Here is a 21,414-nt window from a genome sequence, read left to right on the forward strand (position 1 = left end):
CAACTACTACAATTTATTTTAAATATTTATCGATTTTTTTATAAAAAATACCAGTACTATTAGTAGGATAGCATACTTACTGATCGACTAATACCTTTAGTTCGCTGAACGGAAAAACAAATTTAGGATATTATATAAAATAATCCTAATTTAACATGATAAAAATTTAGCTTATAGCTACGGATGTGGGGTTATATCAAAGAAGAAATTTGAATTAATAGCTAAGTGCTTGACCAGCACATGGCAGGAGTATTTATAGCCCTATTCCAGGTCACGAAAAAAACGCCCATTGTAAAATAATTGCGATCAGCAATCACAGCTTATCGCTGAAATAGAAAAACGTATCCGTTCACGACTGTGGTTTTTCTTCGATTGTATTTAGCAACTCTTTGGTTTGTGTTCACGAAATTAGTAGAAAATGAATTTTTGTTGTTACTTTTTTCTTGATAAAAAAGTAACCAAAAAATCAAGCGCTGATGAAAAAAGTGGCTTAAAGCTTCGTTTACAGCTGGAAAAACAGGAGCCTACCTGCAATCCATCCCGGCAACTGTTTTTCTTGTCATCTGTAAACTGCGCTTTCTGATCGCACTTTTTTCAAAGGGCGCGTTTTTTTCTAGCATAAGCCATAGTGGTGAACGGAAACAGAAAAACAGTTTTGTTTGAAGCCTGCGCAACGGGCGAGTTCTGTTTTTTCAGCTGCAAGGGGTAATTTCCGCAATTTTTTACCTAGGGTTTGATTTTTTAGCTACTTTTTGATCAAGCAAAAAGTAGCTAAAAAATTTATTTTCTACTAATGCCCTTAACAAATGCAAAAGTAAGTTTAAAAAAGCTTTTTTACCAATGTTTTGAACAGATACTTGCTTCTTTATCAAGCAAAAAGTAAATTAAAAAAAGCTTTTTTACTAATAATGATTATTCTTAGTCAGCAGCTACTTCTAAAACTGTTTCTGCAACACTTTCTCTACCTACTTCTTCTACAGAAGAAGTAGATGGGGTTTTCTTTCTTCTTCTACGTGTTGTTTTAACAACTTTGGCTTCTTTTGTGTAAATATCATTATAATCGACCAATTCAATCATACACATAGCTGCATTATCACCAGCCCGGTTGGGCAACTTAATGACACGGGTATAACCACCTGGACGCTGTTCAATTTTTTCAGCAATCTGATTGAATAATTCTTTTACGGGTTCTTTATCTTGAAAATGAGAAAAAACCATTCTTCGAGAGTGAGTCGTATCTTGCTTGGCTCTAGTAAGGATAGGCTCAATAAATGTACGGAGTACTTTACCTTTAGCCAAAGTAGTAACGATACGCTTATGCATAATAAGCGACTTAGCTAAATTCATAAGCAAAGCTTTTCTATGCCCTGCAGGTCTACCTAACCGGTTAATTTTGTTTCTATGCCTCATTGGTTTATAATATAGTTAATAGCTACTATATGGAGCAATTTTAGAGAAAAACTACCCATCTAATTTATACCTGGAGAGATCCATACCAATCCTCAAATTCTTTTCTGCTAAGAGTTGATCAATCTCATCACGTGACTTACGACCAAAATTTCTAAACTTCATGGTATCGAAATCTTTTACCGTTACAAGGTCTTGCAATGTTTCTATTCCTGCTGATTTAAGACAATTTAAAACACGTGAAGAACATTTTAGCTCATTAACATGTGTTTTGAGGTTTTTTTGCATGGCTATTGTTTCCTCATCTAACATCTGAACGACTTCATCTTCTGGTGACTGTAGAACAATTTCTTGACCAGATAATAAATTGAGATGCTCAATCATCAACTTAGCAGCTTGCTTAATGCTTTCCTCTGGACTAATAGAGCCATCTGTTTTTACTTCAAATGTCAACTGTTCATAATCTGTACGCTGCGCAACACGAATATTCTCAACACGATATTGTACGCTTATAATAGGGGAAAAAATCGAATCAATAGCAACAAGGTCTAAATCTGCTTCTTTAGGTTTGTTTTCCTCAGCTGATAGATAGCCCCTATGTTTGACAATATGGAGTTCCATATCAAAACTAGCAGATGCATCAAGTCTACAAATGACCAAATCTGGATTCAAAACTTCAAAAAAAGGAGTAGCTTTAGCAATATCACCGGCACAGAATTCAGGTTTATTGACCCGAACTGAAATGATATCATCACCTCCTTCTCCAATTTTCTTTAAACGAACTTGCTTAAGGTTCATTGTAATCTCTACCAAATCTTCTTGCACACCTTCAATAGTAGAAAACTGATGACGGATACCAGGAATCTTAATAGCAACAATAGCATAGCCCTCTAAAGAAGATAGTAACACACGCCTAAGGGTATTACCAATAGTAGTGCCATACCCTTTTTCAAGTGGACGAAAACTAAAAACACCATGAAAAGCATCCACTTTCTCCACAAATATCTTCTCGGGCATTTGAAATGGTAATGACGACATATAGAATCTTGATTTGATTTAAAAAGACAAAAACAGAAGAACTATTTGGAATGAAGCTCCACAATACTGCGCTCATTAATTTCTTCTGGTATTTCAGAACGCTGCGGAAAAGCAAGAAACTTACCTACCATGGATGAGGCATCCCATTCTAGCCAACTGTATTTATTAGATGGATTACTCCCTACGTTATTAACAATCAAAGCCATGTTTTTTGCCTTTTCTGTTACGGTTATTATGTCTCCAGGCTTTAATGTATAAGAAGGAATATCCACAACCTTGCCATTGACCATACTATGCCTATGGGATACGATTTGTCTGGCTTCTCGCCGTGTAGTAGCTATGCCAAGCCTATAAACGGTATTATCTAAACGAGCCTCCAGCCGCTGAAGAATTACTTCACCTGTGATACCTTTACTTTTGGCAGCTTTTTCACAAAGGTTCTTAAACTGACGTTGTAATAACCCATAGGTATACTTTGCTTTTTGCTGCTCTACTAATTGGAGACCAAACTGAGAACGTCTTTTACGCCTTCTACCATGTTGCCCAGGCGGATAGTTCTTTTTTTGCAACACTTTATGAACAGACGAACCAAATATGGGACTATTATATCTTCTTGCAACTTTGGCTTTTGGACCACGATATCTTGCCATATACTATACTTCTTCTAATATAAATTGGTAAACTTTGTCTATTTAGGGGCGCCTACGCTTAGGTGGCCTACAACCATTGTGCGGAAGAGGTGTAACATCTCTAATAGAAATGACCTCTACAGAATGCTCTTGAAGGGCACGAATGGCTGACTCACGTCCAATGCCTGGGCCTTTTACAAATACATTGACCCGACGCAACCCCAATTCATGGGCAACTTTCGCACAGTCGGCTGATGCCATCTGAGCGGCATAGGGGGTGTTTTTTTTGGATCCTTTAAAGCCCATCTTGCCGGAAGAAGACCAAGCAATCACCTGACCAGCCTCATTTGTAATCGAAATAATAAGATTATTAAAAGTAGCTTGAATATGTGCTTGCCCCTCTTTACCAACCTTTACAACTTTTTTTTTAACTTTATTTTTTCCTGTATTTTTCATAGTAATTTTCTATAAACTTTCTTCATACATAAATAAAGACAAGTATACTACCTAGTGAAAAGATAGACTTTATTTAGTGGCTTTCTTCTTATTGGCAATCGTTTTAGGCTTTCCTTTACGCGTTCTTGCATTGGTTTTGGTTCGCTGGCCACGAACGGGCAAGCCCATTTGATGCCTAATGCCTCTGTAACATTTAATCTCTACCAGCCGCTTAATATTGAGCCGAATCTCGGATTTTAAGTCTCCTTCTATTTTATATACACCACGAATGGCGGTTCTAATGGCTTTTAGGTCATCATCCGTCCAGGTGGATACGCGCCGGTCTTTATCAATTTGAACAGCGTCAAGAATTTTATTTGCAGAACTCCTGCCAATTCCATATATGTAGGTAAGCGCAATCTCTCCGCGCTTGTTATCTGGAATGTCTACACCTAATACTCTAGCCATACTCTACCCTTGTCTTTGTTTAAATTTAGGCTGCTTTTTATTGATCACATACAATACACCCTTGCGGCGTACAATCTTGCAATCAACACTTCTTTTTCTAACAGATGTTTTAACTTTCATAATTAGCGTAGCTACTCGGTTGTTTTATATCTGTGCACTATTCTAGCTTGTGTTAAATCGTAAGGAGTTAACTCCATCCTAACCGAATCACCAGGAAGAATTCTAATATAGTTTTTACGCATTTTCCCAGAAATATGGGCCCTAACGATATGACCATTTTTAAGCGCAACTTTAAATACTGCATTTGGTAATGCTTCTTGTACGATTCCACCTTGCTCAATGGGAGGTATCTTAGCCATATTATTTTTTCTAAATCTTAAATATTATTTTTTACTGTGATTGTCTTGCATTTTGTATTTAACAACCGCAACATCATATAACAAAACAAATACCCCTCCGGGGCTAATATACTAAATTTATTGGAAATACCAGTATGGTTTTTCCAAACTTTACTTTTTATGGCAACTTATTGATCGATCTACCGATTAAATGCTTACCTAGATCTAGCAGGCTGCCTTTTCATGCGCTGTTTTTTTACCAATTTCTCACTATAAGCGGGTTGCACAAAGAAGCTTAGTAGGAACAACTGTAGTAAAAAATCACCTTATATTAACTCCCTTATTAATAATTACTTCATAGCGACGCATTAACAAATAGCTTTCGACTTGTTGCAAGGTTTCTAGCATAGCACTGACCATAATTAACAAAGAAGTGCCTCCGTAGAATCTAGAAAAAGGCAAACTTACACCAGCCATAGAAGCAAAAACAGGCAGCACAGCTATAATGGCTAAGAAAATAGCGCCAGGCAGGGTAATTCTATCCAAAACATCATCTAAAAAACGGGCAGTTGCATTGCCAGAAGTGATACCAGGAATAAAGCTACCTGCACGCTTCATATCTTCGGCTATTTGTACAGGATTGACGGTAATAGCGGTGTAAAAAAAGGTAAAAACAATAATTAAAGAAGCAAATAAAAGATTGAATAGGCAACTGGTAATATCTTGTAACATGCCACTGATATGGGCTAACCAAATAAACTTATCCTTCCAAAGGCCCAGCAAAAATGACAAGCAAACAATTAAAAGATTGGCAAATATAATCGGCATAACCCCTGCACTATTTAACTTAAACGGTATATATTGACGCTGCCCTCCATATATAGTGCTGGTACTTAACTGTTTAGCATATTGAATAGGCACTTTTCGAGTAGCCTGGGTAAAAGCAACCAGGAGCAACACAATGAAAAAGAATACGACTAACTCTAAGACAAATAAAAAAATAGCTCTACTACCCCGGTGGACTGCTTCCTGATATAAAGCACCTGGAAAAGAAGAGACAATGCCTACCATCATCAACATGGTCACACCATTACCAATGCCTTTATCTGTAATCTTTTCTCCTAGCCACATACAGAATAGGGCACCTGCAGTGAGAATAACAATAGAAATAAAAATAAAAAAAGTACGACTTATAGAAACATTACCACTACTAGTAGCAATAAATAAATATTGAAAAGACTGAAATACAGCAATAAAAATAGTAAGAATTCGGGAAATTTGCGCAATTTTACGCCTGCCCATTTCTCCTTCACGTTGTATTCTTTGAATTTTTGGCCAGGCAATGGACAAAAGTTGCATAATGATAGAGGCGGAAATATAAGGTGTAACGCCCACTGAAAAAACAGATACTTGGCTAAAAGAACCACCTAAAAAACTATCAAGAAGGCCAAACACTCGTTTTGCATTAACAGAAATTTGGGTTACATCTATGCCTGGTAAAACCATCATACTACCTATACGGAAAAGTACGAGAAAGAACAAGGTATTCCTTATGCGAATTCTAAGCTCTTTTATCAGAAAGATATCTTTAATAACTTTAAATAACTTATTCATATATAGACAATATAGTAACTTTCCCACCAAGGTCTTGAATAGCTTGTAAAGCAGCAGCTGAACAACGATGAGCGGCAACAGAAAGCTTACGAGTCAACTGGCCATCTGCCAAGATTTTATATTTTTCATGCTTGCCAATTACGCTATGCTTTCTCAAGAAGAGATGATCTATAATAGAAACTTGATGCTTATCGGCCAATGCTTGCAAAGTAGAAAGATTCAAAGGAGTAAACTCAATACGGCTAGGACATTTAAATCCATACATGGGAATACGTCTCTGCAAGGGCTGCTGACCACCTTCAAAACCAATTTTTCTTTTATAACCAGATCTAGACTGCGCACCATTGTGACCACGAGTAGCGGTTCCGCCTTTGCCAGAACCTTGGCCCCTACCAACACGTTTTTTACGTTTTAAAGCACCGATGGCTGGTTTAAGTGTATGTAGTTCCATAAACAAATTATATCTTTTCTGTAACGACTAAATGGTTGACTTTATCTACCATACCCAATATTTGAGGAGTGGCTTCAACGACGACCTGTTTATTGATGCGACCCAGCCCCAGTGCTTTAATGGTAGCTTTTTGGGCTTTAGGGCGTTTTATTAAACTACGTACCTGAGTAATTTGTATTTTTTCCATAACAACCTTATCCATTAAAGACTTTATCTAACGAGATACCACGCTGCTTAGCAATAGTGACAGGATCACGCAATTGCAACAATGCCTTAAAAGTGGCCTTGACGACATTATGCGGATTAGAAGAACCTTGTGACTTAGACAAAATGTTTTTAACACCCACACTTTCTAGAACAATCCGAACCGCACCACCAGCAATGACACCGGTACCAGAGGCTGCTGGCTCAATCAAGACATGACCACCACCATACTTACCAACAGAACCATGTGGAATAGTATCGCGTAAAATAGGAATTTTGATTAAATTACGCTTGGCTTCTTCTACCCCCTTGGCAATGGCATCGGTTAATTCTTTTGCCTTACCCAGCCCATAGCCTACCACGCCCTGACCATTGCCCACTACTACAACAGCAGAAGAACTAAATCTACGACCACCCTCGACTACCTTGGTAACGCGCTTAATAGCGACTACTCTTTCCTCAAGATTATAATCAGTGGCCTTGAGTTTTTTACGAACTAATATCATATTGATTAACATTTAAGACCTTTTGCTCGAACACCGCCACCGATTGCTTTGACTTTTCCATCGTAAATATACCCAGAACGATCAAATACAATAGTTGTAATACCTTTAGCTAGTGCTTGCTCAGCCAGGGCTTCTCCTAGTGCCCATGCTCCAGCGACATTATTTTTACCAATCTTTAACTTTCTTGTAGAAAGAGCAAGCAATGTTTCTCCTTTGTCATCATTAATAAGCTGGACGTAAATAGAGGTATTGCTCTTAAAAAGAGAGAGCCGGGGTCGCTCTAGGGTCCCATGCAAACGCTTCCTAATTCTTTTTCTAACTTTAAGTCTTTTTTCTACCTTTTTATTCTTTAGCTCCATTTTTTCTACTATATTACGCTACTTCTTAGTAGATTTACCGACTTTACGTCGAACTTGCTCACCTAAGAATCTAACACCTTTACCTTTATAAGGCTCAACTTTTCTCAAAGAACGTATTTTGGCAGCTACTTGACCCAGCAGCTGCTTATCAATACATTCCAAATGGACCAATGGACTTTTCCCTTTAGGTAATTCAGTCGTAACGGTTACTTCTTCTGGCAAAACCAGAACGATGTCATGGGAATAGCCTAGGCTTAGCTCTAGTAACTTGCCTTGTACATTGGCTTTGTAACCAACCCCTACTAACTCTAACGTTCGCTTGAAACCCACACTAACGCCTACTACCATATTATGAATCAAGGCTCTATAAAGGCCATAAAGTGCTTTAGATTTTTTAGGGTCAACTGGTATAACCTTAACGAGCCCCTCGGAAATTTCAACCATAATAGTTGGATCAACCTGCTGCTGCAACACACCTTTGGCCCCTTTAACTTCTATAATCCCTCCATCTATTGCAGATACGACAACGCCTGGGGGCACATTAATGGGCTGTTTCCCTATTCTTGACATTTTTCCTAATTTTAGTAAACATAACAAAGTACTTCACCACCAACATGAACTTTGCGGGCTTCTTTATCTGTCATAATGCCTTTGGAGGTGGACAATATGGCTATCCCCAAGCCATTGATAACACTGGGCATGGCCGAAACCGTAGCATACTTACGCAATCCGGGCTTGCTTACACGTTGCAACTTTACAATGGCAGATTGCTTAGTAAAAGCATCATACTTGAGTGCAATTTTAATAGTAGGCTGTACGCTATTTGGTTTAGAAACAACCTTATATCCGCGAATATATCCTTTTTCTTGTAAAACCTCTGTAAGCTTTGTCTTGGTTTTTGAAGCAGGAATTTCTACAATGCTATGCTTAGCATTAATGGCATTTCTGATCCTAGTAAGATAATCAGCTATTGGATCTGTAGTCATAGTAAGTATATATTAACAAAATAATAAAAACAGGGATATAATATTAAGTGTCTACCAACTTGCTTTGCGTACACCTGGTAATTTGCCCTCTAAAGCCCATTTTCTAAAGACCAATCGGGAAAGACCAAATTTCCTGATATACCCACGACCTCTACCAGTTATATTGCACCTATTGCGTAACCTAACAGGCGAAGCATTTTTAGGAAGCTTATCGAGTGCCATGTAGTTACCTTGTTCTTTTAACGCAGCTCTTTTAGCAGCATACTTTGCTACTAACTGTCTTCTTTTTTTATCTCTTGCTTTAACTGATTCTTTTGCCATAACCTTTTAAAATTAATTTTGCTCCAAGTTAAAGGGCATTCCCAAAGCTTTCAAGAGTTGAAATGCGGCTTGATTGTCTCGGGCAGTTGTAACAAAAGTTATATTCATACCATTGATCTTAATGACCTTATCAATGCTAATTTCTGGGAATATGATTTGTTCTTCAATACCAACATTGTAATTGCCTTTTCCATCAAATCCAGTGGTACGTAGACCCCAAAAGTTTCTAATTCTAGGCAATGCAATCGAGATAAAGCGATCAAGAAATTCATACATGAGCTTGCCTCGTAAGGTAACTTTTACGCCAATAGGCATACCTGCCCTAAGTTTAAAATTAGAAACCGATTTTTTAGCACGAGTAGGAACAGCACATTGCCCAGCAATAGCAGTTAGTTCTTCGATGCCAAGCTGGATGAGTTTTTTGTTGGATACACCATCACCTAATCCTTGATTGATGCAGATTTTATGTAATCTAGGAACTTGCATAACCGATTTATACCCCAACAAATGTTTAAGATTGGGAATAACCTCTGCAAAATACTTTTCTTGTAATCTAGGCTTAAACATTTTTTATAAAATTTCCTGTTTTCTTAGCGTACCGCTGAAGCTTATCGGCTTCATTATGTTTTCTTCCTACACGGGTAGGCTCCCCACTTACTGGATCAATTAACATCAGGTTGCTAATATGGATAGGGGATGGATGCCTTTGAATGGCTCCCTTAGGATTTTGAGCAGAAGGTTTTACATGTCTGGCTACTATATTCTTGTCTTGGACAATGGCACGATAAACCTTAGGAAATACCTGCAAAACGGTACCTTCTTCATTTCTATGTTTGCCCGCTAAAATCTTTACGCGATCTCCTGTTCGAATGTGAATCTTAAGATTCTTTTTAATTGTTTTCTTCATCCTTTATAGTACTTCATCAGCTAAAGAGGCTATTTTCATAAACTTCTTATCTCGAACTTCTCGAGCAACTGGCCCAAAAACACCTGTGCCTTTAGGTTCATTATTGTTTTCAATTAAAACAATAGCATTGTCTTCAAAGCGAATATAAGAACCATCTTTGCGTCTTACTTCCTTTCTGGTACGAACCACCACGGCTTTAGAAATAGTGCCTTTTTTAAGGGTACTGGAAGGGTTAGCAGTCTTTACGGTTACTACAATTTTATCGCCAACATGGGCATATCGCTTACGGGTGCCACCCAAAACGCGAATGCAAAGGGCTGTTTTTGCACCACTATTATCGGCTACTTTCAGTATTGATTCCTGTTGTATCATTTTTATTGAGCTCTTTCTATGATTTCAATCAACCTCCATCGCTTTTTTTTACTTAAAGGACGTGTTTCCATAATTCTTACCAGATCACCAATACTACAACTATTTTCTTCGTCATGTGCCATAAACTTAGTAGTTGTCTTTACAAACTTACCATAGACAGGGTGTATGGCCTTAGTGTCCATTGCAACAGTTATGGTTTTATGGGCTTTGTTACTGGTTACCCTTCCTATTTTTTCTTTTCTTCTATTTCTCAGCATGGTGACTACATTTCTGATGGTTGCTTACGCAACTTGTTCTGAGCTGTTTTTAGCCTTGCAATAGATTTTCTCGTTTCTCTAATCCTGATGGGATTCTCAATAAGAGAAACGGAATGGGCAAATCTTAGCTTTACTAAATAATCCAACTCTTCTTTTAACTTATCATTGCATTGTTGAGAAGAAAGTAACTGAATATCTTTATATTTCATCTCGGCAGTTATGTTTTATATTCCATACGAATTATCGAGCCTACGCACCTGGGTGATAATCTCTTCGGACTACGAAATTTGCCTTAATAGGCAACTTATGGATAGCAAGACGCATGGCACGTTCGGCTACTTCCTTAGAAACACCATCTAACTCAAAAAGGATTCTACCAGGCTTAACAACGGCTACAAAAGAATCGGGAGCACCTTTACCTTTACCCATCCTTACTTCAGCTGGCTTTTTAGTTAGAGATTTATCTGGAAAAATTCTATTCCAAACTTGTCCTTGCCGTTTCATTTCTCTTGTAATAGCAATACGCATCGCTTCAATTTGCCGAGCAGTAATATAAGAAGGTTCTAATGCCTTCAGCCCAAAGGTACCAAATTCTAATGAATTTCCCTTCATAGATAAGCCTTTTATTCTTCCCTTTTGCGTTTTTCTGTAACGTACTCTTTTTGGTTGTAACATTTTAGTACAAAAGTTAATATGATTATATAGTAGGAACCCTAGTTACTGCTTCTTTTTTTTTCTCTGGAAGATGCAATAGATCGCTCCCCTACTCTATTTGGTTTCCCTGCTGAACGGCCCGATTGATTAGCGGCTACATCACCCCTAGAAATCCAAACTTTAATACCTATTCTACCATAAATGGTATGGGCTTCAACAGCTGTATAATCTATATCGTTACGAAGCGTATGGAGTGGAACAGAACCTTCTTTAAATTCGTCTGAGCGAGCCATTTCAGCACCATCCAATCTACCGGAAACTTTAATCTTAACGCCTTGGGCACCAGAACGAATAACCGCAGCAACACATTGCTTTACAGCACGTTTGTAAGGCATACGCCCTCTAATTTGTTGCGCAATTTGCAGAGCAACTAACTTAGCTTCCAGATCTGGTCTTTTAATCTCAACAATATTAAGCTCCACTTCTTGCTTAGTGAGCTTTTTCAACTCTTCTTTTACTTTATCGACTTCTGCACCTGACTTACCAATTACAATACCTGGACGAGCGGTTCGAATAGTAACGGTAATCTTTTTACCAGCACGCTCTATCAGAATCCTAGCAACACTGGCTTTGGCCATTCGAGCCTCTAGATAGGCGCGAATTTTTTCATCCTCCATTAATTTTTCTGGATAAGAGGATTTGGACGCAAACCAACTAGAATCTGACTTGCGAATAAAGCCAACTCTAAAGCCGACGGGATTAACTTTTTGACCCATTGTAGTATTATTTCGTCTATAGTGTGGTTAGATTCTTGTGTCTAAAACAGTCTTGTGAGACAGACTAGTAAGGTTTTACTGTACTGTCTACCACAATAACAACATGACTAGATCTTTTTCTAATCCTGTGCGCAACACCTCTTGGTGCAGGCATAATTCTTTTGAGCATACCTGCCCTATCCACGGTTATTTTTTTTATAAAAATGGGCTCATCTTCCAGAGAGGTTGGATTAGTATTTTGCCAATTTGAAATAGCAGAAAGCAATAGCTTTCTGAGCTGAAGAGCAGCTTGCTGTGGTTTGCTCTGTAAAATAGCCAATGACATAGCCACACTTTTACCTCTAATAAGCGCTGCTAAGAGTCCAATCTTACGCGCAGACATAGGTAGCTTTCTTAACTTTGCTGTTGCCTCCATAGTTCACATTATCTTTTTTTAGATGTATGGCCTTTAAAGTTTCTGGTTAAGGCAAACTCACCGACCTTATGGCTTACCATTGACTCTGTAATAAAAACGGGAATAAACTTATGGCCATTATGAACCGCAAGGGTATGACCTACAAAATCCGGCGTAATGGTTGAGCGCCTAGACCAGGTTTTGACTACTGTTTTTTTACCAGATTCATTGAGCATATCTATCTTTTGTTGTAGATGATGCGCCACATAGGGTCCCTTTTTTATAGATCTAGCCATTATTTTTTCTTTTTACTAATAATCAGTCTAGCAGAATATTTATTTCGATTGCGGGTTTTTTTACCTTTTGTATATAACCCTTTAAAAGATCTAGGATGTCCTCCAGAGGCTTTACCTTCACCGCCACCCATTGGGTGATCAACTGGGTTCATGACAACTGCCCGAACACGTGGCCTTTTACCCAACCAACGGCTTCTGCCTGCTTTAGCAATGGTAACATTATCATGGTCGCTATTAGAAACGGATCCAATAGTAGCCATACAATGATCCAACACCAAACGTCTTTCACCAGAAGGTAACTTAATGGTTACATACTTGCTGCTTTTAGAAAGAAGTTGGGCATAAGATCCAGCGCTTCTGGCTAATGCAGCCCCACGTCCAGGAGCTAGTTCAATATTATGAATAATGGTTCCCAAGGGAATATCTTTCATTGCCATAGCATTACCTGGCTCTATTGGGGCGTCGGGACCTGCTACCACTTTAGTGCCTACCTTAATGCCTTCGGGAGCTATAATATAGCTTTTTTCACCATCTACATAATGTAATAAGGCGATATAGGCAGTACGCATAGGATCGTACTCAATAGAATGTACAAAGGCCGGAACACCCAACTTTCTTCTTTTAAAGTCAATAATACGGGCACGGCGCTTGTGGCCACCTCCTCTATGAGGAACAGTAATCCTACCGCGATTATTGCGACCACCTGTACGCTTGGTCTTGACTAAGAGTGACTTTTCCGGTTTACGCGCTGTAATAACGGTAGAAAAATCTGGCGCTATCCTAAAACGCTGACCAGGAGTGGTTGGATTAAGTTTTCTTAATGGCATAACTAGATCAACTAACAGCTATAAATATAATACAAAGGTCGAATTAGAAGTTATTATAAAACTCTATGCTATCCCCTGCCTTAAGGGTTACAAGGACTTTTTTATAGGAAGGTCTTTTTCCTTTCATGACACGGGATTTGGTATGCCGGGTTATGTATTTTCCAGCATAACGCATGGTATTAATTTTATCTACTGAAACACCATAAAAGCGTTCAATTTCTTTTTTGATCTGGTTTTTATCAGCACGGTCATCGACAATTAAACCATAAACACCATGCTTATTAAGGGCTGATACCTTTTCGGTCATCAACGGTTTTTTTAGAATACTCATCTGTTACTGGCTCAATTTTTCTACTATAGGCGCTATTGCATTCTCCATAATTAACAATTTTTTTGCATGCAATAGATCATAGGTATTGACGTGATCTACGCAAACGACTTTGGCTTGCTTTAGATTCCTACTAGATAGGATAATATTTTTGTCTACACTAGGCAAGATCAATAAAGTCTTTTCATCAAAAAAGGACAAATTGCGTAACATGCCTAAATAGTTTTTTGTCTTGGGTGTATCAAAAGAAAAAGGTTCTAAAACACAAATATGACTTTCTTGAGCTTTGTAAGAAAAAACAGATTTTCTGGCTAACTTTTTTACCTTACGATTTAGTTTAAAACTATAATCTCTTGGCTTTGGTCCAAAAATGCGACCACCTCCTCTAAATAGAGGGGATTTGATATCACCAGCCCTAGCGGTACCAGTACCTTTTTGCCTTTTAAGCTTTCTTCTAGAACCACTTACTGCACCACGCTCCTTTGACTGATGGGTCCCTTGGCGCCTAGCGGCCAGGATGCATTTTACATCCAAATAAATAGCATGGTCATTGGGCTCGATACCAAAGACTTCTTCTGGCAATACAACAGAACGACCTGCTTCCTCTCCTGTATATTTTAATACTGATAGGTTCATTTTATTTCTCCAAAATTACATAACCATTATTGGCACCAGGTACTGCTCCATGAACTACGATTAGATCTTTCTCTGGCAACACCTTCAACACCTCAAGATTGGCTACCTTAACTCTATTACCACCTGTTCTACCAGCCATGCGCATGCCTTTGAATACGCGAGATGGAAAAGAAGCGGCCCCAACAGAACCGGGTGCTCTTTCTCTATTGTGTTGACCATGCGAACGGCCGCCAACTCCACTAAAACCATGTCGCTTTACAACGCCTTGGAAACCTTTTCCTTTAGATTTACCGACAATGTCTATAAATTCGCCCTCAACAAAAACATCTTCTATGCGAATCACTTGACCCAATGTAATTTGCTGCAATAGAGCCTCATCATCACATCTAAATTCAACTTGTTTTTGCTTAGGGGTAGTAGCAGCCTTGGCAAAATGGCCTATAAGGGGCTTAGTCGTATTTTTTTCTTTTTTATCATCATAAGCCAACTGAATAGCCTGATAACCATCTACAGACTTTGTCCTAAGTTGGGTCACCACACAAGGCCCTCCTTGAATAACGGTGCATGCTTTTTTACGACCTTTACTGTCATAAAGACTGGTCATCCCAATTTTTTTTCCTATGATTCCAATCATCAAACTTCAATATTAATTATATCCTCTTACTTGCTTTAAAAGCAGCAAAAAAAGAAGGAAGAATTATATAGCAAGAGGGCAAATTTAAATAAAAATATAAGCCGAACCAAGTGGTTTATCCTAAAACCCTACTACATCTAGGATGCACGTGATCCAAAGATATAAAAATTAAGGGAGAAAGAAAAATAGAAAATCATAAACTCAGCCCGCTACACGGCTTCAAATAGATGATTTTCTAATCCGCTGAAAAACAGATCGGTTCAAGATTACCGTTTTACTAAAGTCACAAAATTCTTTTATCGGCGGCTGGTAGCTATACGCGGCTGGTAGCTATACAAAGCAGGATACAAATTACCTGTTCAAGTCAGTGGTAAATAAGGTGTTTTTAACTTACTTTTTGCTTGATCAAAAAGTAAGCAAAAAATCAAGCCCTCGGTAAAAAGTTGCTGAATTCGCCCTTTACAGCTGGAAAAACAGAACTTGCCCGCTACGCGGGCTTCAAACAAGCTGTTTTTCTGATCAGCTATAAAGGGCGAATTCTGACCGCAACTATTTTACAAGGGGCGTTTTTTCTTTTTTCCCGTACTCTACTACAGTGCTGCATGGATACAAAGTATCCTAAAAACATGATTCAGTAAAACACACCATTATATCTCATATTCAATAAAATATAGCCCTTAACTTGACGCTATTGCCTAAAGAGATACAGGCATTTATACTAGAAAATGCGACAAAATCTAAGAAAAAAAGTTATTTTAGTATATATACATTCTTGTATCTAGATAACAAATTATCTATAGAATAACATTGCATAGCTCTGTCTATAAGTTTAACGGATTCTGAATCGCCTTTTTCCTCCGCAATATTACGGGCTGTTTTTCCAGCCTTATTTAGTGTATCGAGCACAATTTGTTTCTGTACCATAGCTATCAGTACAATTGCTAATATTTCTCTATGACCTACTTTTGCTGCAATGTGAAGCGGTCTACAACCATTTTTATCTTCTGCATCAATCACAGTATTTGGATCGTCGAGTAATTTTTTAACTTCTGGTAGATTCTCTTCCCATATTGCAGCATGAAGTGGGCTATCGCTAGAATTATTTTGATTATTGATATCAATAATTCCACTAGAAGTAGATTTTTTTTCTTGTTGTTCGTCTGAAGACATCATGCCCATGCTATTTCCAGTTGTGTGACACCCTGTTAACGCCAATGTGGATAAGTAGAATAAAGGGGTTAAAGTTTTTATATTGGATCTCATGTTTGTATCTATATGTTTATATATGTTTGATAAGATTTTATGTAAAAAGTCAAATATGTACGTTTAATCAATTGGTGGCTATACTGGATTAGTACAGTGCTTGTTCAAAGCCACAAGCGCTAGTTTCCTAAGTATACGAGCATAATATATAATGGAATATAGAAAATTATACACATAACGTCAATGGTTCTGTCACGTTTGTTTTAAAGAAGCTATTAGCTTTAGTAGCTGTAGTCAAAAAATAATTTCAAAAATGGCTTTTTTACCACTAGCCTGAACAAACAATAGCGTCAACTTAAGGGCTATATTTTATTGATTTCCAAATGTAATAATATAATTTTTAGATTTGCTTTTTTGTTTATTATTTGTGGTGTAAACTTGATTTTTTAGGCCATTAGGGCCTTCTATAAAGGAATTTAGCGCTTCAGTAAAAATTTATTCTTTAAATCATCTGTTTTTCAGCGGATCAGAAAATCATCTGTTTGAAGCCCGCGTAGCGGGCTGAGTTTATGATTTTCCCGTTGAAAAACAGATGATTTCATTTATTTACTGTGTGTTAAATTCTTTTTATAGAAGGCTGGTAGCCAGAGGCCATGCTAAAGGCTTATAAACACAGCCGCAATAAAATAGATTTTCCTTAAGTTGACACCATTGGCTGAACAAATCTCGCATAGGGTATTGCATAAATAAAAATTTATTTATATAATCATTTCTTTTTTATTATTAGCATTTATGCTAACAAAACTAATAATTTTGAGTGATTATGATATTAACCAAAGTATATATTCAGCCCTATAGCAATACTAGCCCCAAAAAAGCAAAAACGCCCCTTGTAAAAAGTTGCGATCAGAAAGTCCGTCTTACAGTTGAACGCATACTAACCACACTATTATGGATGTTTTCTGGATTTACTTTGGTAGCTATACATGCCTGTAGTGGTCCTAACCTAAAATTACCTTCACGCATGGTACGTCGTGTGCCCGGCCTATTCAATCCAGAAATAAATCATCAAGCAGGTTCCAATAACCCTAGTCAATCGCGTAAGCGATCTAGGTTAGATGGATCATCTTGTAGTTCACAAGAGGAGGAATATCCACAGCATAAAAGAAGAAAACTAAAAATATCTAGTAGTGGCCATCCACCTGTTTCTATTCTCAACAACGAGGCTAACCCTATTAAAAAATCATTAGATATAATAAATGAGCCTAAAAGACCTACTAAACGTAGATTAGAGCCAACATCATATTTATAAGGGCAAAGTCTATCAATTAAAATAAGAAAAATTCCATTAAACAAGCATGTGAACTTAGTTCATATCAAAAACAACCTTACACAAACGGTATTACGTCGCCTACCTGATACAGTTTTTTTTAAATCATTAAAATTGAAAATAAATAATGATCCAACCAGCCCATTGGCTCAAGCCATCATAGAAAAATTGGATGCCTTACATCAATTAAAAATACCGTATAGTTTTTTTAGTAGCATGTTAAAGACATGTAATGACCTAGATCCTTGTAATGATTTACTCAATAAGCTTTTAGACAAGTGTGATAAGTCGGGATATTCAATAGAAGCTAAATTGCAGAAGGCACTAAAAAATAATATTCAGCTTAGTAATATATCTGGTATACTACATGGTTACGGGCCTAAAGCAGCTCAAGAATATGAAGCACTAATCAATAAGCTGACCGAGCAAAAGACCTTGGAGCAACTTAAAGAATTAGAAAAACTGGGTTTTACAGTCAGTAATCTATCCAGTATGTTAGGTCACTGTGCTCATCGAGCAGCCAAAGCATCTCAAGACTTACAAAACTTAATAAATAAGATAAGAGATAATAGCATGTTGCATAAACTCAATCAGTTAAAAGCAATAGGTTTTAAAATCAGCAATCTATCTAGTATGGTAAGTGGAGCGGGGAATAAAGCAGCTGAAACATATGAAGTATTAATGAATAAGCTAACGGAGGATAAGATATTGGATCAATTTAAAGAATTAAAAAAACTGGGTTTTGAACCGAGAAATATATCAAGTATGTTACATGGCTGCAGTAATAATGCTGCTATAAGAGTTGAAGATTTAATGAATAAGCTTACTGATAACAAGACCCTAAAGAAGGTTAAACAATCACAAAAACTGGGCTTTACGGCCAGCAGTCTATCCAAGATGTTAAGTGGAGCGGGGAATAAAGCAGATAAAACAGCTGAAGAATTAATCAATAAGCTAAGTGAAAAAAAAACCTTGAAGAAGCTTAAGGAATTACAAAAACTCGGTTTTACAGTCAGTAATCTATCCAATATGTTAACTGGCCGCAGTAATAAATCCGCTAAAGCATATGAAGAAGTCATCAATAAGCTAACGGAAGACAAAATGCTAGCAGGACTTAAAAAATTACAGCAACTAGGATTTCTAGCTAGTAATGTAGCGAATATATTAAGTCACTCCGGACATAAAGCAGCTGCAGCATATGAAGCATTCATGAATAAGCTTACTGAGACAAACACTTTGAAAAAGCTTAAGGAATTACAAAAAATAGGTTTTAAAGCGAGCAATATATCTAGTATGTTACCAAAATGTGGCAATCAAGCAGCTGTACTAGCTGCCAACTTAGTGCATAAGATGACTGAGAAAAAAGTTTTAGTAAAACTTAAGCAGTTACAAGAATTAGGCTTTAGACCCAGCAATCTATCCAGTATGTTAAGCGGAGCTGGAAAGCAAGCACCTCAAGCATATGAAGCATTAATTAGCAAGCTAACGGAAAATAAGATTTTTGCACAAGTTAAAGAATTACAAAAACTAGGATTTAAGCCCAGTAACTTATCCAATATATTACATGGTTGCAATCATAAAGCTGCTATAACAACTGAAAACTTGGTCAATAAGCTTACCGAAGAAAAAATGTTGAAGCAGCTTAAAACATTACAAAAAATAGGTGGTTCAATGAGCAATCTATCCAACATGCTAAGTGGAGCTGGTAATAAAGCAACTATAGCCGCTGAAGCGTTAATAAATAAGTTTACGGAAGATAAAATGTTGCATAAACTTAACGAGTTTAAAAAAACAGGTGGTTCTCTTAGTAATCTATCGTGTATATTATGTGGCAGGATTAATAAACCAGTGCGAGCGTGTGAAACCCTTATCAATAAGTTAATGGAGAATGAGATGTTAAATAAACTTAATCAGTTAAAAGAAATAGGTTGTACCATGAGCAATCTATCCAGTATATTATGTGGTGCCGGGAATCAAGCAACTGTAACTACTGAAGGCTTAATCAATAAGCTATCAGAGAAAAAAACGTTGAAACAACTTAAAAAACTACAAGAATTAGGTTTTACAATCACCTATTTATCTAGTATGTTAAGTGGCGCCGGGAATCAAGCAACTGTAGCCACTGAAAGCTTAATCAATAAGCTATCAGAAACGGAAACGTTGAATAAGCTTAAGCAGTTAAAAGAAATAGGGTATACACCTAGCCATTTATCCACTATATTATATAAATCTGGTAATAAAGCTTATACAACATTTGAGCAACTAATAAATAAGATGACTGACCAGAAAATCCTTACTAAGCTTAAGGAATTAGAAAAAATAGGACTTACAAACAGTAGTATAGCAAATATGTTGTATAGATCTAATAACACAGCACCTGAAGCTTTTGAAGCCTTAATCAATAAATTAACGGAGCAAAAAATGTTTAATAAGTTTAAGCAATTAAAAGAAATAGGATTGGTACCCAACAATATAGCCAGTATGTTAAGTGGATCTGGTAATAGGGTAGCTGAAGCAACTGAAAAATTCGTTAAAAAGCTAACAGAAGAGAATAGGTTAAGTAGATTTAATCATGTAAAAAACATAGGATTTTCACCCAGTAATATAGCCAGTATGTTAAACAGATGTGGTAATAAAGCATATGAAACACTTGAAAAGTTCATCAATAAGCTAATGGAAAAGCAAGTCATCGTTAAGCTTAAGCAATTAAAAGAAATAGGATGGTTACCCAGCAGTATAGCCAATATGTTGCATACATCTGGTAACAAAGCACCTGAAGCTTTTGAAGCCTTAATCAATAAGCTAACGGAAAAGCAGACGTTCGCTAAGCTTAATCAGCTAAAAAAAACAGGTTATACATGTAGGGATCTATTCAGTATATTAAGTGGTTGCGGTAATAAAGTATCTGAATCGTTGAGTTATATAATAGATCTATTCAATAACAAGCAATATATGAACACTATCAAAAAAGTTACCACTGTTATGTACAGCAAATCAGATGTAATCCAGGAACATGATGAAATGCTAGTTAGTAGAAAAGCAAGTGCCGTGTTAAAGCGTCTAGGAGATTTACGCAATCACCAAGCTGTTAGTGATCCAACTCATGATCAAGTATTTAAAAATTTTTTAACAAGCTGCTATAGCCACAACAAACATGTAGATAATAGCCTTTTGAAGGTCAAAAAAGTTTCCAATGATGATCCGAGGATCGCCTTGCGTGGTCAAGATAAAGTGGTAGCCAAACAGCGGATTAATAAAGGTACCATACTAGGTATGTATACGGGTATATTGCTATGCGATGACGACCCTATTGATCATGGAGTTGAAGAGGCTTATTTAGCCACAAAAAACATTTATGGGGTCAATAAACTAAATAGCTACAGTTTCGCTATTAAACTTGATGGCATTAGCCCACTTTATCTGAGTGCGTGTGGACGAGGTAATATCTTAATGAAAATTAATGCTCATACAACTTATGAAGGTAAAGATCGTGTAGACAATTCCTCTACACCGAATGTAGAACCATCATTGCATAGTTGTGATGGGGTTACGCCATTTATATTATTTTATGCCACTCAAGATATTAGCCCTCATAGAGAATTGTTATTTGATTATGGTAAACAATACTGGTCTAATCATAATAATAATGATAATTTATCTAATCCAGATGCCAAGATCTATAGAACTTTATTAAATAAAAACCAGTATATAACGCAAGTTGAAAGTATAAGATTTATAAAATTGATAAAAAAATATGACTGTAAATTATATAAGAATTTACTAAAGCATATAGAGGTTCCATTTAATAGGGTTAATCATTTTGCAGGTAAAGATAGATTAGTAGAATGTAGAAAAATTAATAGGGCTGATAACAATACAATAGATTACCGCATATATAAACTGCCAGGTGAATCGCATTTAGGGGAACGATCTCAAGATTATTTTTCAGTTAAATGGAAACCATCCGATAATTTGGATAAATTAGAAAAGTATAGATGAAGTGATGGACAATAAAAGTAAATATGCTGTAGTAGTTGATATTTA

At 36.9% G+C, this 21,414-nt stretch carries 31 protein-coding genes; 2 read left to right on the forward strand and 29 right to left on the reverse strand.

All coding sequences use genetic code 11. The features are described 5' to 3' along the window. Positions 1–918: 918 nt before the first annotated feature. The 29 genes from rplQ to MUW74_RS02705 all read right to left on the reverse strand — a co-directional run bounded on the left by rplQ (position 919) and on the right by MUW74_RS02705 (position 16,100). Positions 919–1,410, reverse strand: a complete 492-nt coding sequence (gene rplQ / locus MUW74_RS02565; RefSeq protein WP_243518629.1) for a 50S ribosomal protein L17 — start codon at positions 1,408–1,410, stop codon at positions 919–921. A gap of 51 nt (positions 1,411–1,461) precedes the next feature. Then, complete coding sequence (locus tag MUW74_RS02570) at positions 1,462–2,445, reverse strand: DNA-directed RNA polymerase subunit alpha (protein ID WP_243518626.1); 984 nt, start codon at positions 2,443–2,445, stop codon at positions 1,462–1,464. A 41-nt stretch (positions 2,446–2,486) separates the two neighbouring features. Continuing rightward, on the reverse strand, positions 2,487–3,095 hold the full coding sequence (gene rpsD, locus MUW74_RS02575) for a 30S ribosomal protein S4 (protein WP_243518624.1): 609 nt from the start codon (positions 3,093–3,095) through the stop codon (positions 2,487–2,489). 42 nt (positions 3,096–3,137) lie between these two features. Next, positions 3,138–3,530 carry a 30S ribosomal protein S11 gene (gene rpsK / locus MUW74_RS02580; RefSeq protein WP_243518622.1) on the reverse strand — a complete coding sequence of 131 codons (393 nt, stop codon included), beginning with the start codon at positions 3,528–3,530 and terminating at the stop codon, positions 3,138–3,140. Positions 3,531–3,599: 69 nt separating this feature from the next. Continuing rightward, a complete protein-coding gene (rpsM, locus tag MUW74_RS02585; RefSeq protein WP_243018402.1) occupies positions 3,600–3,977 on the reverse strand; it encodes a 30S ribosomal protein S13 in 378 nt (125 codons plus the stop codon). A gap of 3 nt (positions 3,978–3,980) precedes the next feature. Beyond that, a complete protein-coding gene (gene rpmJ, locus MUW74_RS02590) occupies positions 3,981–4,097 on the reverse strand; it encodes a 50S ribosomal protein L36 (protein ID WP_014934282.1) in 117 nt (38 codons plus the stop codon). Positions 4,098–4,108: 11 nt separating this feature from the next. Further along, positions 4,109–4,336, reverse strand: coding sequence for a translation initiation factor IF-1 (gene infA / locus MUW74_RS02595; RefSeq protein WP_114910315.1), 228 nt, complete (start codon positions 4,334–4,336; stop codon positions 4,109–4,111). 300 nt (positions 4,337–4,636) lie between these two features. Beyond that, positions 4,637–5,929 (reverse strand): preprotein translocase subunit SecY, encoded by a 1,293-nt coding sequence (secY, locus tag MUW74_RS02600; RefSeq protein ID WP_243518621.1) that lies wholly within the window; start codon positions 5,927–5,929, stop codon positions 4,637–4,639. Then, complete coding sequence (rplO, locus tag MUW74_RS02605) at positions 5,922–6,380, reverse strand: 50S ribosomal protein L15 (protein WP_243518619.1); 459 nt, start codon at positions 6,378–6,380, stop codon at positions 5,922–5,924. The genes secY and rplO overlap by 8 nt, the downstream gene beginning before the upstream one ends. Before the next feature lie 7 nt (positions 6,381–6,387). After that, positions 6,388–6,567 carry a 50S ribosomal protein L30 gene (gene rpmD / locus MUW74_RS02610; protein WP_243018395.1) on the reverse strand — a complete coding sequence of 60 codons (180 nt, stop codon included), beginning with the start codon at positions 6,565–6,567 and terminating at the stop codon, positions 6,388–6,390. 7 nt (positions 6,568–6,574) lie between these two features. Continuing rightward, positions 6,575–7,090, reverse strand: coding sequence for a 30S ribosomal protein S5 (gene rpsE, locus MUW74_RS02615; RefSeq protein WP_243018394.1), 516 nt, complete (start codon positions 7,088–7,090; stop codon positions 6,575–6,577). A gap of 5 nt (positions 7,091–7,095) precedes the next feature. Continuing rightward, positions 7,096–7,449 (reverse strand): 50S ribosomal protein L18, encoded by a 354-nt coding sequence (gene rplR / locus MUW74_RS02620; protein ID WP_243518617.1) that lies wholly within the window; start codon positions 7,447–7,449, stop codon positions 7,096–7,098. An 18-nt stretch (positions 7,450–7,467) separates the two neighbouring features. After that, on the reverse strand, positions 7,468–8,019 hold the full coding sequence (gene rplF / locus MUW74_RS02625; protein WP_243518615.1) for a 50S ribosomal protein L6: 552 nt from the start codon (positions 8,017–8,019) through the stop codon (positions 7,468–7,470). 11 nt (positions 8,020–8,030) lie between these two features. Beyond that, positions 8,031–8,435 carry a 30S ribosomal protein S8 gene (gene rpsH / locus MUW74_RS02630; protein ID WP_243518612.1) on the reverse strand — a complete coding sequence of 135 codons (405 nt, stop codon included), beginning with the start codon at positions 8,433–8,435 and terminating at the stop codon, positions 8,031–8,033. A 51-nt stretch (positions 8,436–8,486) separates the two neighbouring features. Further along, positions 8,487–8,756 (reverse strand): 30S ribosomal protein S14, encoded by a 270-nt coding sequence (gene rpsN / locus MUW74_RS02635; RefSeq protein ID WP_243518609.1) that lies wholly within the window; start codon positions 8,754–8,756, stop codon positions 8,487–8,489. 12 nt (positions 8,757–8,768) lie between these two features. Continuing rightward, a complete protein-coding gene (gene rplE, locus MUW74_RS02640) occupies positions 8,769–9,323 on the reverse strand; it encodes a 50S ribosomal protein L5 (protein WP_243518607.1) in 555 nt (184 codons plus the stop codon). Continuing rightward, complete coding sequence (gene rplX / locus MUW74_RS02645) at positions 9,316–9,663, reverse strand: 50S ribosomal protein L24 (RefSeq protein WP_243018383.1); 348 nt, start codon at positions 9,661–9,663, stop codon at positions 9,316–9,318. Before rplX ends, rplE begins: the two co-directional genes overlap by 8 nt. A gap of 3 nt (positions 9,664–9,666) precedes the next feature. Then, entirely contained in the window at positions 9,667–10,035 is a 369-nt protein-coding gene (gene rplN / locus MUW74_RS02650) for a 50S ribosomal protein L14 (RefSeq protein ID WP_243018381.1), read from the reverse strand. 2 nt (positions 10,036–10,037) lie between these two features. After that, positions 10,038–10,292: a 30S ribosomal protein S17 gene (rpsQ, locus tag MUW74_RS02655; RefSeq protein WP_243518605.1), complete on the reverse strand. Its 255-nt coding sequence runs from the start codon at positions 10,290–10,292 to the stop codon at positions 10,038–10,040. A 5-nt stretch (positions 10,293–10,297) separates the two neighbouring features. Beyond that, positions 10,298–10,501, reverse strand: a complete 204-nt coding sequence (rpmC, locus tag MUW74_RS02660) for a 50S ribosomal protein L29 (RefSeq protein WP_243518603.1) — start codon at positions 10,499–10,501, stop codon at positions 10,298–10,300. Positions 10,502–10,541: 40 nt separating this feature from the next. Next, entirely contained in the window at positions 10,542–10,967 is a 426-nt protein-coding gene (rplP, locus tag MUW74_RS02665; RefSeq protein WP_243018377.1) for a 50S ribosomal protein L16, read from the reverse strand. Between the two features lie 38 nt (positions 10,968–11,005). Next, positions 11,006–11,722, reverse strand: coding sequence for a 30S ribosomal protein S3 (rpsC, locus tag MUW74_RS02670; protein ID WP_243518601.1), 717 nt, complete (start codon positions 11,720–11,722; stop codon positions 11,006–11,008). A gap of 64 nt (positions 11,723–11,786) precedes the next feature. Next, on the reverse strand, positions 11,787–12,137 hold the full coding sequence (gene rplV, locus MUW74_RS02675; protein ID WP_243518599.1) for a 50S ribosomal protein L22: 351 nt from the start codon (positions 12,135–12,137) through the stop codon (positions 11,787–11,789). A gap of 8 nt (positions 12,138–12,145) precedes the next feature. Continuing rightward, positions 12,146–12,412 (reverse strand): 30S ribosomal protein S19, encoded by a 267-nt coding sequence (rpsS, locus tag MUW74_RS02680; RefSeq protein ID WP_243518597.1) that lies wholly within the window; start codon positions 12,410–12,412, stop codon positions 12,146–12,148. After that, positions 12,412–13,239: a 50S ribosomal protein L2 gene (rplB, locus tag MUW74_RS02685; protein WP_243518594.1), complete on the reverse strand. Its 828-nt coding sequence runs from the start codon at positions 13,237–13,239 to the stop codon at positions 12,412–12,414. Before rplB ends, rpsS begins: the two co-directional genes overlap by 1 nt. A 43-nt stretch (positions 13,240–13,282) precedes the next feature. Further along, positions 13,283–13,570 (reverse strand): 50S ribosomal protein L23, encoded by a 288-nt coding sequence (gene rplW / locus MUW74_RS02690; RefSeq protein ID WP_243518592.1) that lies wholly within the window; start codon positions 13,568–13,570, stop codon positions 13,283–13,285. Between the two features lie 3 nt (positions 13,571–13,573). Next, positions 13,574–14,203, reverse strand: a complete 630-nt coding sequence (rplD, locus tag MUW74_RS02695) for a 50S ribosomal protein L4 (protein ID WP_243518589.1) — start codon at positions 14,201–14,203, stop codon at positions 13,574–13,576. Position 14,204: 1 nt separating this feature from the next. Next, positions 14,205–14,837, reverse strand: a complete 633-nt coding sequence (gene rplC, locus MUW74_RS02700; protein WP_243518585.1) for a 50S ribosomal protein L3 — start codon at positions 14,835–14,837, stop codon at positions 14,205–14,207. A 750-nt stretch (positions 14,838–15,587) separates the two neighbouring features. Next, positions 15,588–16,100, reverse strand: a complete 513-nt coding sequence (locus MUW74_RS02705; RefSeq protein WP_243518582.1) for an ankyrin repeat domain-containing protein — start codon at positions 16,098–16,100, stop codon at positions 15,588–15,590. Positions 16,101–16,863: 763 nt separating this feature from the next. Between MUW74_RS02705 and MUW74_RS02710 the strand changes: the two genes are divergently transcribed. Both MUW74_RS02710 and MUW74_RS02715 read left to right on the forward strand, forming a co-directional pair. Continuing rightward, on the forward strand, positions 16,864–17,352 hold the full coding sequence (locus MUW74_RS02710; RefSeq protein WP_243518580.1) for a hypothetical protein: 489 nt from the start codon (positions 16,864–16,866) through the stop codon (positions 17,350–17,352). A gap of 48 nt (positions 17,353–17,400) precedes the next feature. Then, positions 17,401–21,369: an SET domain-containing protein-lysine N-methyltransferase gene (locus tag MUW74_RS02715; protein ID WP_243518577.1), complete on the forward strand. Its 3,969-nt coding sequence runs from the start codon at positions 17,401–17,403 to the stop codon at positions 21,367–21,369. Positions 21,370–21,414: the final 45 nt, after the last annotated feature.

This window comes from Candidatus Cardinium sp. cBcalN2 (genome assembly GCF_022810445.1).
Taxonomy (GTDB): domain Bacteria; phylum Bacteroidota; class Bacteroidia; order Cytophagales; family Amoebophilaceae; genus Cardinium.

Bases quoted from the DNA above. Each gene is read 5' to 3' on its own strand.
- infA (WP_114910315.1), bottom strand. From the start codon at position 4,336: ATGGCTAAGATACCTCCCATTGAGCAAGGTGGAATCGTACAAGAAGCA.
- rpsQ (WP_243518605.1), bottom strand. From the start codon at position 10,292: ATGCTGAGAAATAGAAGAAAAGAAAAAATAGGAAGGGTAACCAGTAAC.
- rpsH (WP_243518612.1), bottom strand. From the start codon at position 8,435: ATGACTACAGATCCAATAGCTGATTATCTTACTAGGATCAGAAATGCC.
- rplB (WP_243518594.1), bottom strand. From the start codon at position 13,239: ATGCCATTAAGAAAACTTAATCCAACCACTCCTGGTCAGCGTTTTAGG.
- MUW74_RS02705 (WP_243518582.1), bottom strand. From the start codon at position 16,100: ATGAGATCCAATATAAAAACTTTAACCCCTTTATTCTACTTATCCACA.
- rplP (WP_243018377.1), bottom strand. From the start codon at position 10,967: ATGTTACAACCAAAAAGAGTACGTTACAGAAAAACGCAAAAGGGAAGA.
- secY (WP_243518621.1), bottom strand. From the start codon at position 5,929: ATGAATAAGTTATTTAAAGTTATTAAAGATATCTTTCTGATAAAAGAG.
- rpsK (WP_243518622.1), bottom strand. From the start codon at position 3,530: ATGAAAAATACAGGAAAAAATAAAGTTAAAAAAAAAGTTGTAAAGGTT.
- rplX (WP_243018383.1), bottom strand. From the start codon at position 9,663: ATGAAGAAAACAATTAAAAAGAATCTTAAGATTCACATTCGAACAGGA.
- rpmC (WP_243518603.1), bottom strand. From the start codon at position 10,501: ATGAAATATAAAGATATTCAGTTACTTTCTTCTCAACAATGCAATGAT.
- MUW74_RS02570 (WP_243518626.1), bottom strand. From the start codon at position 2,445: ATGTCGTCATTACCATTTCAAATGCCCGAGAAGATATTTGTGGAGAAA.
- rplD (WP_243518589.1), bottom strand. From the start codon at position 14,203: ATGAACCTATCAGTATTAAAATATACAGGAGAGGAAGCAGGTCGTTCT.
- rpsD (WP_243518624.1), bottom strand. From the start codon at position 3,095: ATGGCAAGATATCGTGGTCCAAAAGCCAAAGTTGCAAGAAGATATAAT.
- rplW (WP_243518592.1), bottom strand. From the start codon at position 13,570: ATGAGTATTCTAAAAAAACCGTTGATGACCGAAAAGGTATCAGCCCTT.
- rplO (WP_243518619.1), bottom strand. From the start codon at position 6,380: ATGGAACTACATACACTTAAACCAGCCATCGGTGCTTTAAAACGTAAA.
- rplE (WP_243518607.1), bottom strand. From the start codon at position 9,323: ATGTTTAAGCCTAGATTACAAGAAAAGTATTTTGCAGAGGTTATTCCC.
- rpsC (WP_243518601.1), bottom strand. From the start codon at position 11,722: ATGGGTCAAAAAGTTAATCCCGTCGGCTTTAGAGTTGGCTTTATTCGC.
- rpsM (WP_243018402.1), bottom strand. From the start codon at position 3,977: ATGGCTAGAGTATTAGGTGTAGACATTCCAGATAACAAGCGCGGAGAG.
- rplV (WP_243518599.1), bottom strand. From the start codon at position 12,137: ATGGAGGCAACAGCAAAGTTAAGAAAGCTACCTATGTCTGCGCGTAAG.
- MUW74_RS02710 (WP_243518580.1), top strand. From the start codon at position 16,864: ATGATATTAACCAAAGTATATATTCAGCCCTATAGCAATACTAGCCCC.
- rpmD (WP_243018395.1), bottom strand. From the start codon at position 6,567: ATGGAAAAAATACAAATTACTCAGGTACGTAGTTTAATAAAACGCCCT.
- rplR (WP_243518617.1), bottom strand. From the start codon at position 7,449: ATGGAGCTAAAGAATAAAAAGGTAGAAAAAAGACTTAAAGTTAGAAAA.
- rplC (WP_243518585.1), bottom strand. From the start codon at position 14,837: ATGATTGGAATCATAGGAAAAAAAATTGGGATGACCAGTCTTTATGAC.
- rpsN (WP_243518609.1), bottom strand. From the start codon at position 8,756: ATGGCAAAAGAATCAGTTAAAGCAAGAGATAAAAAAAGAAGACAGTTA.
- rpmJ (WP_014934282.1), bottom strand. From the start codon at position 4,097: ATGAAAGTTAAAACATCTGTTAGAAAAAGAAGTGTTGATTGCAAGATT.
- rpsS (WP_243518597.1), bottom strand. From the start codon at position 12,412: ATGGCTAGATCTATAAAAAAGGGACCCTATGTGGCGCATCATCTACAA.
- rplF (WP_243518615.1), bottom strand. From the start codon at position 8,019: ATGTCAAGAATAGGGAAACAGCCCATTAATGTGCCCCCAGGCGTTGTC.
- rplQ (WP_243518629.1), bottom strand. From the start codon at position 1,410: ATGAGGCATAGAAACAAAATTAACCGGTTAGGTAGACCTGCAGGGCAT.
- rpsE (WP_243018394.1), bottom strand. From the start codon at position 7,090: ATGATATTAGTTCGTAAAAAACTCAAGGCCACTGATTATAATCTTGAG.
- rplN (WP_243018381.1), bottom strand. From the start codon at position 10,035: ATGATACAACAGGAATCAATACTGAAAGTAGCCGATAATAGTGGTGCA.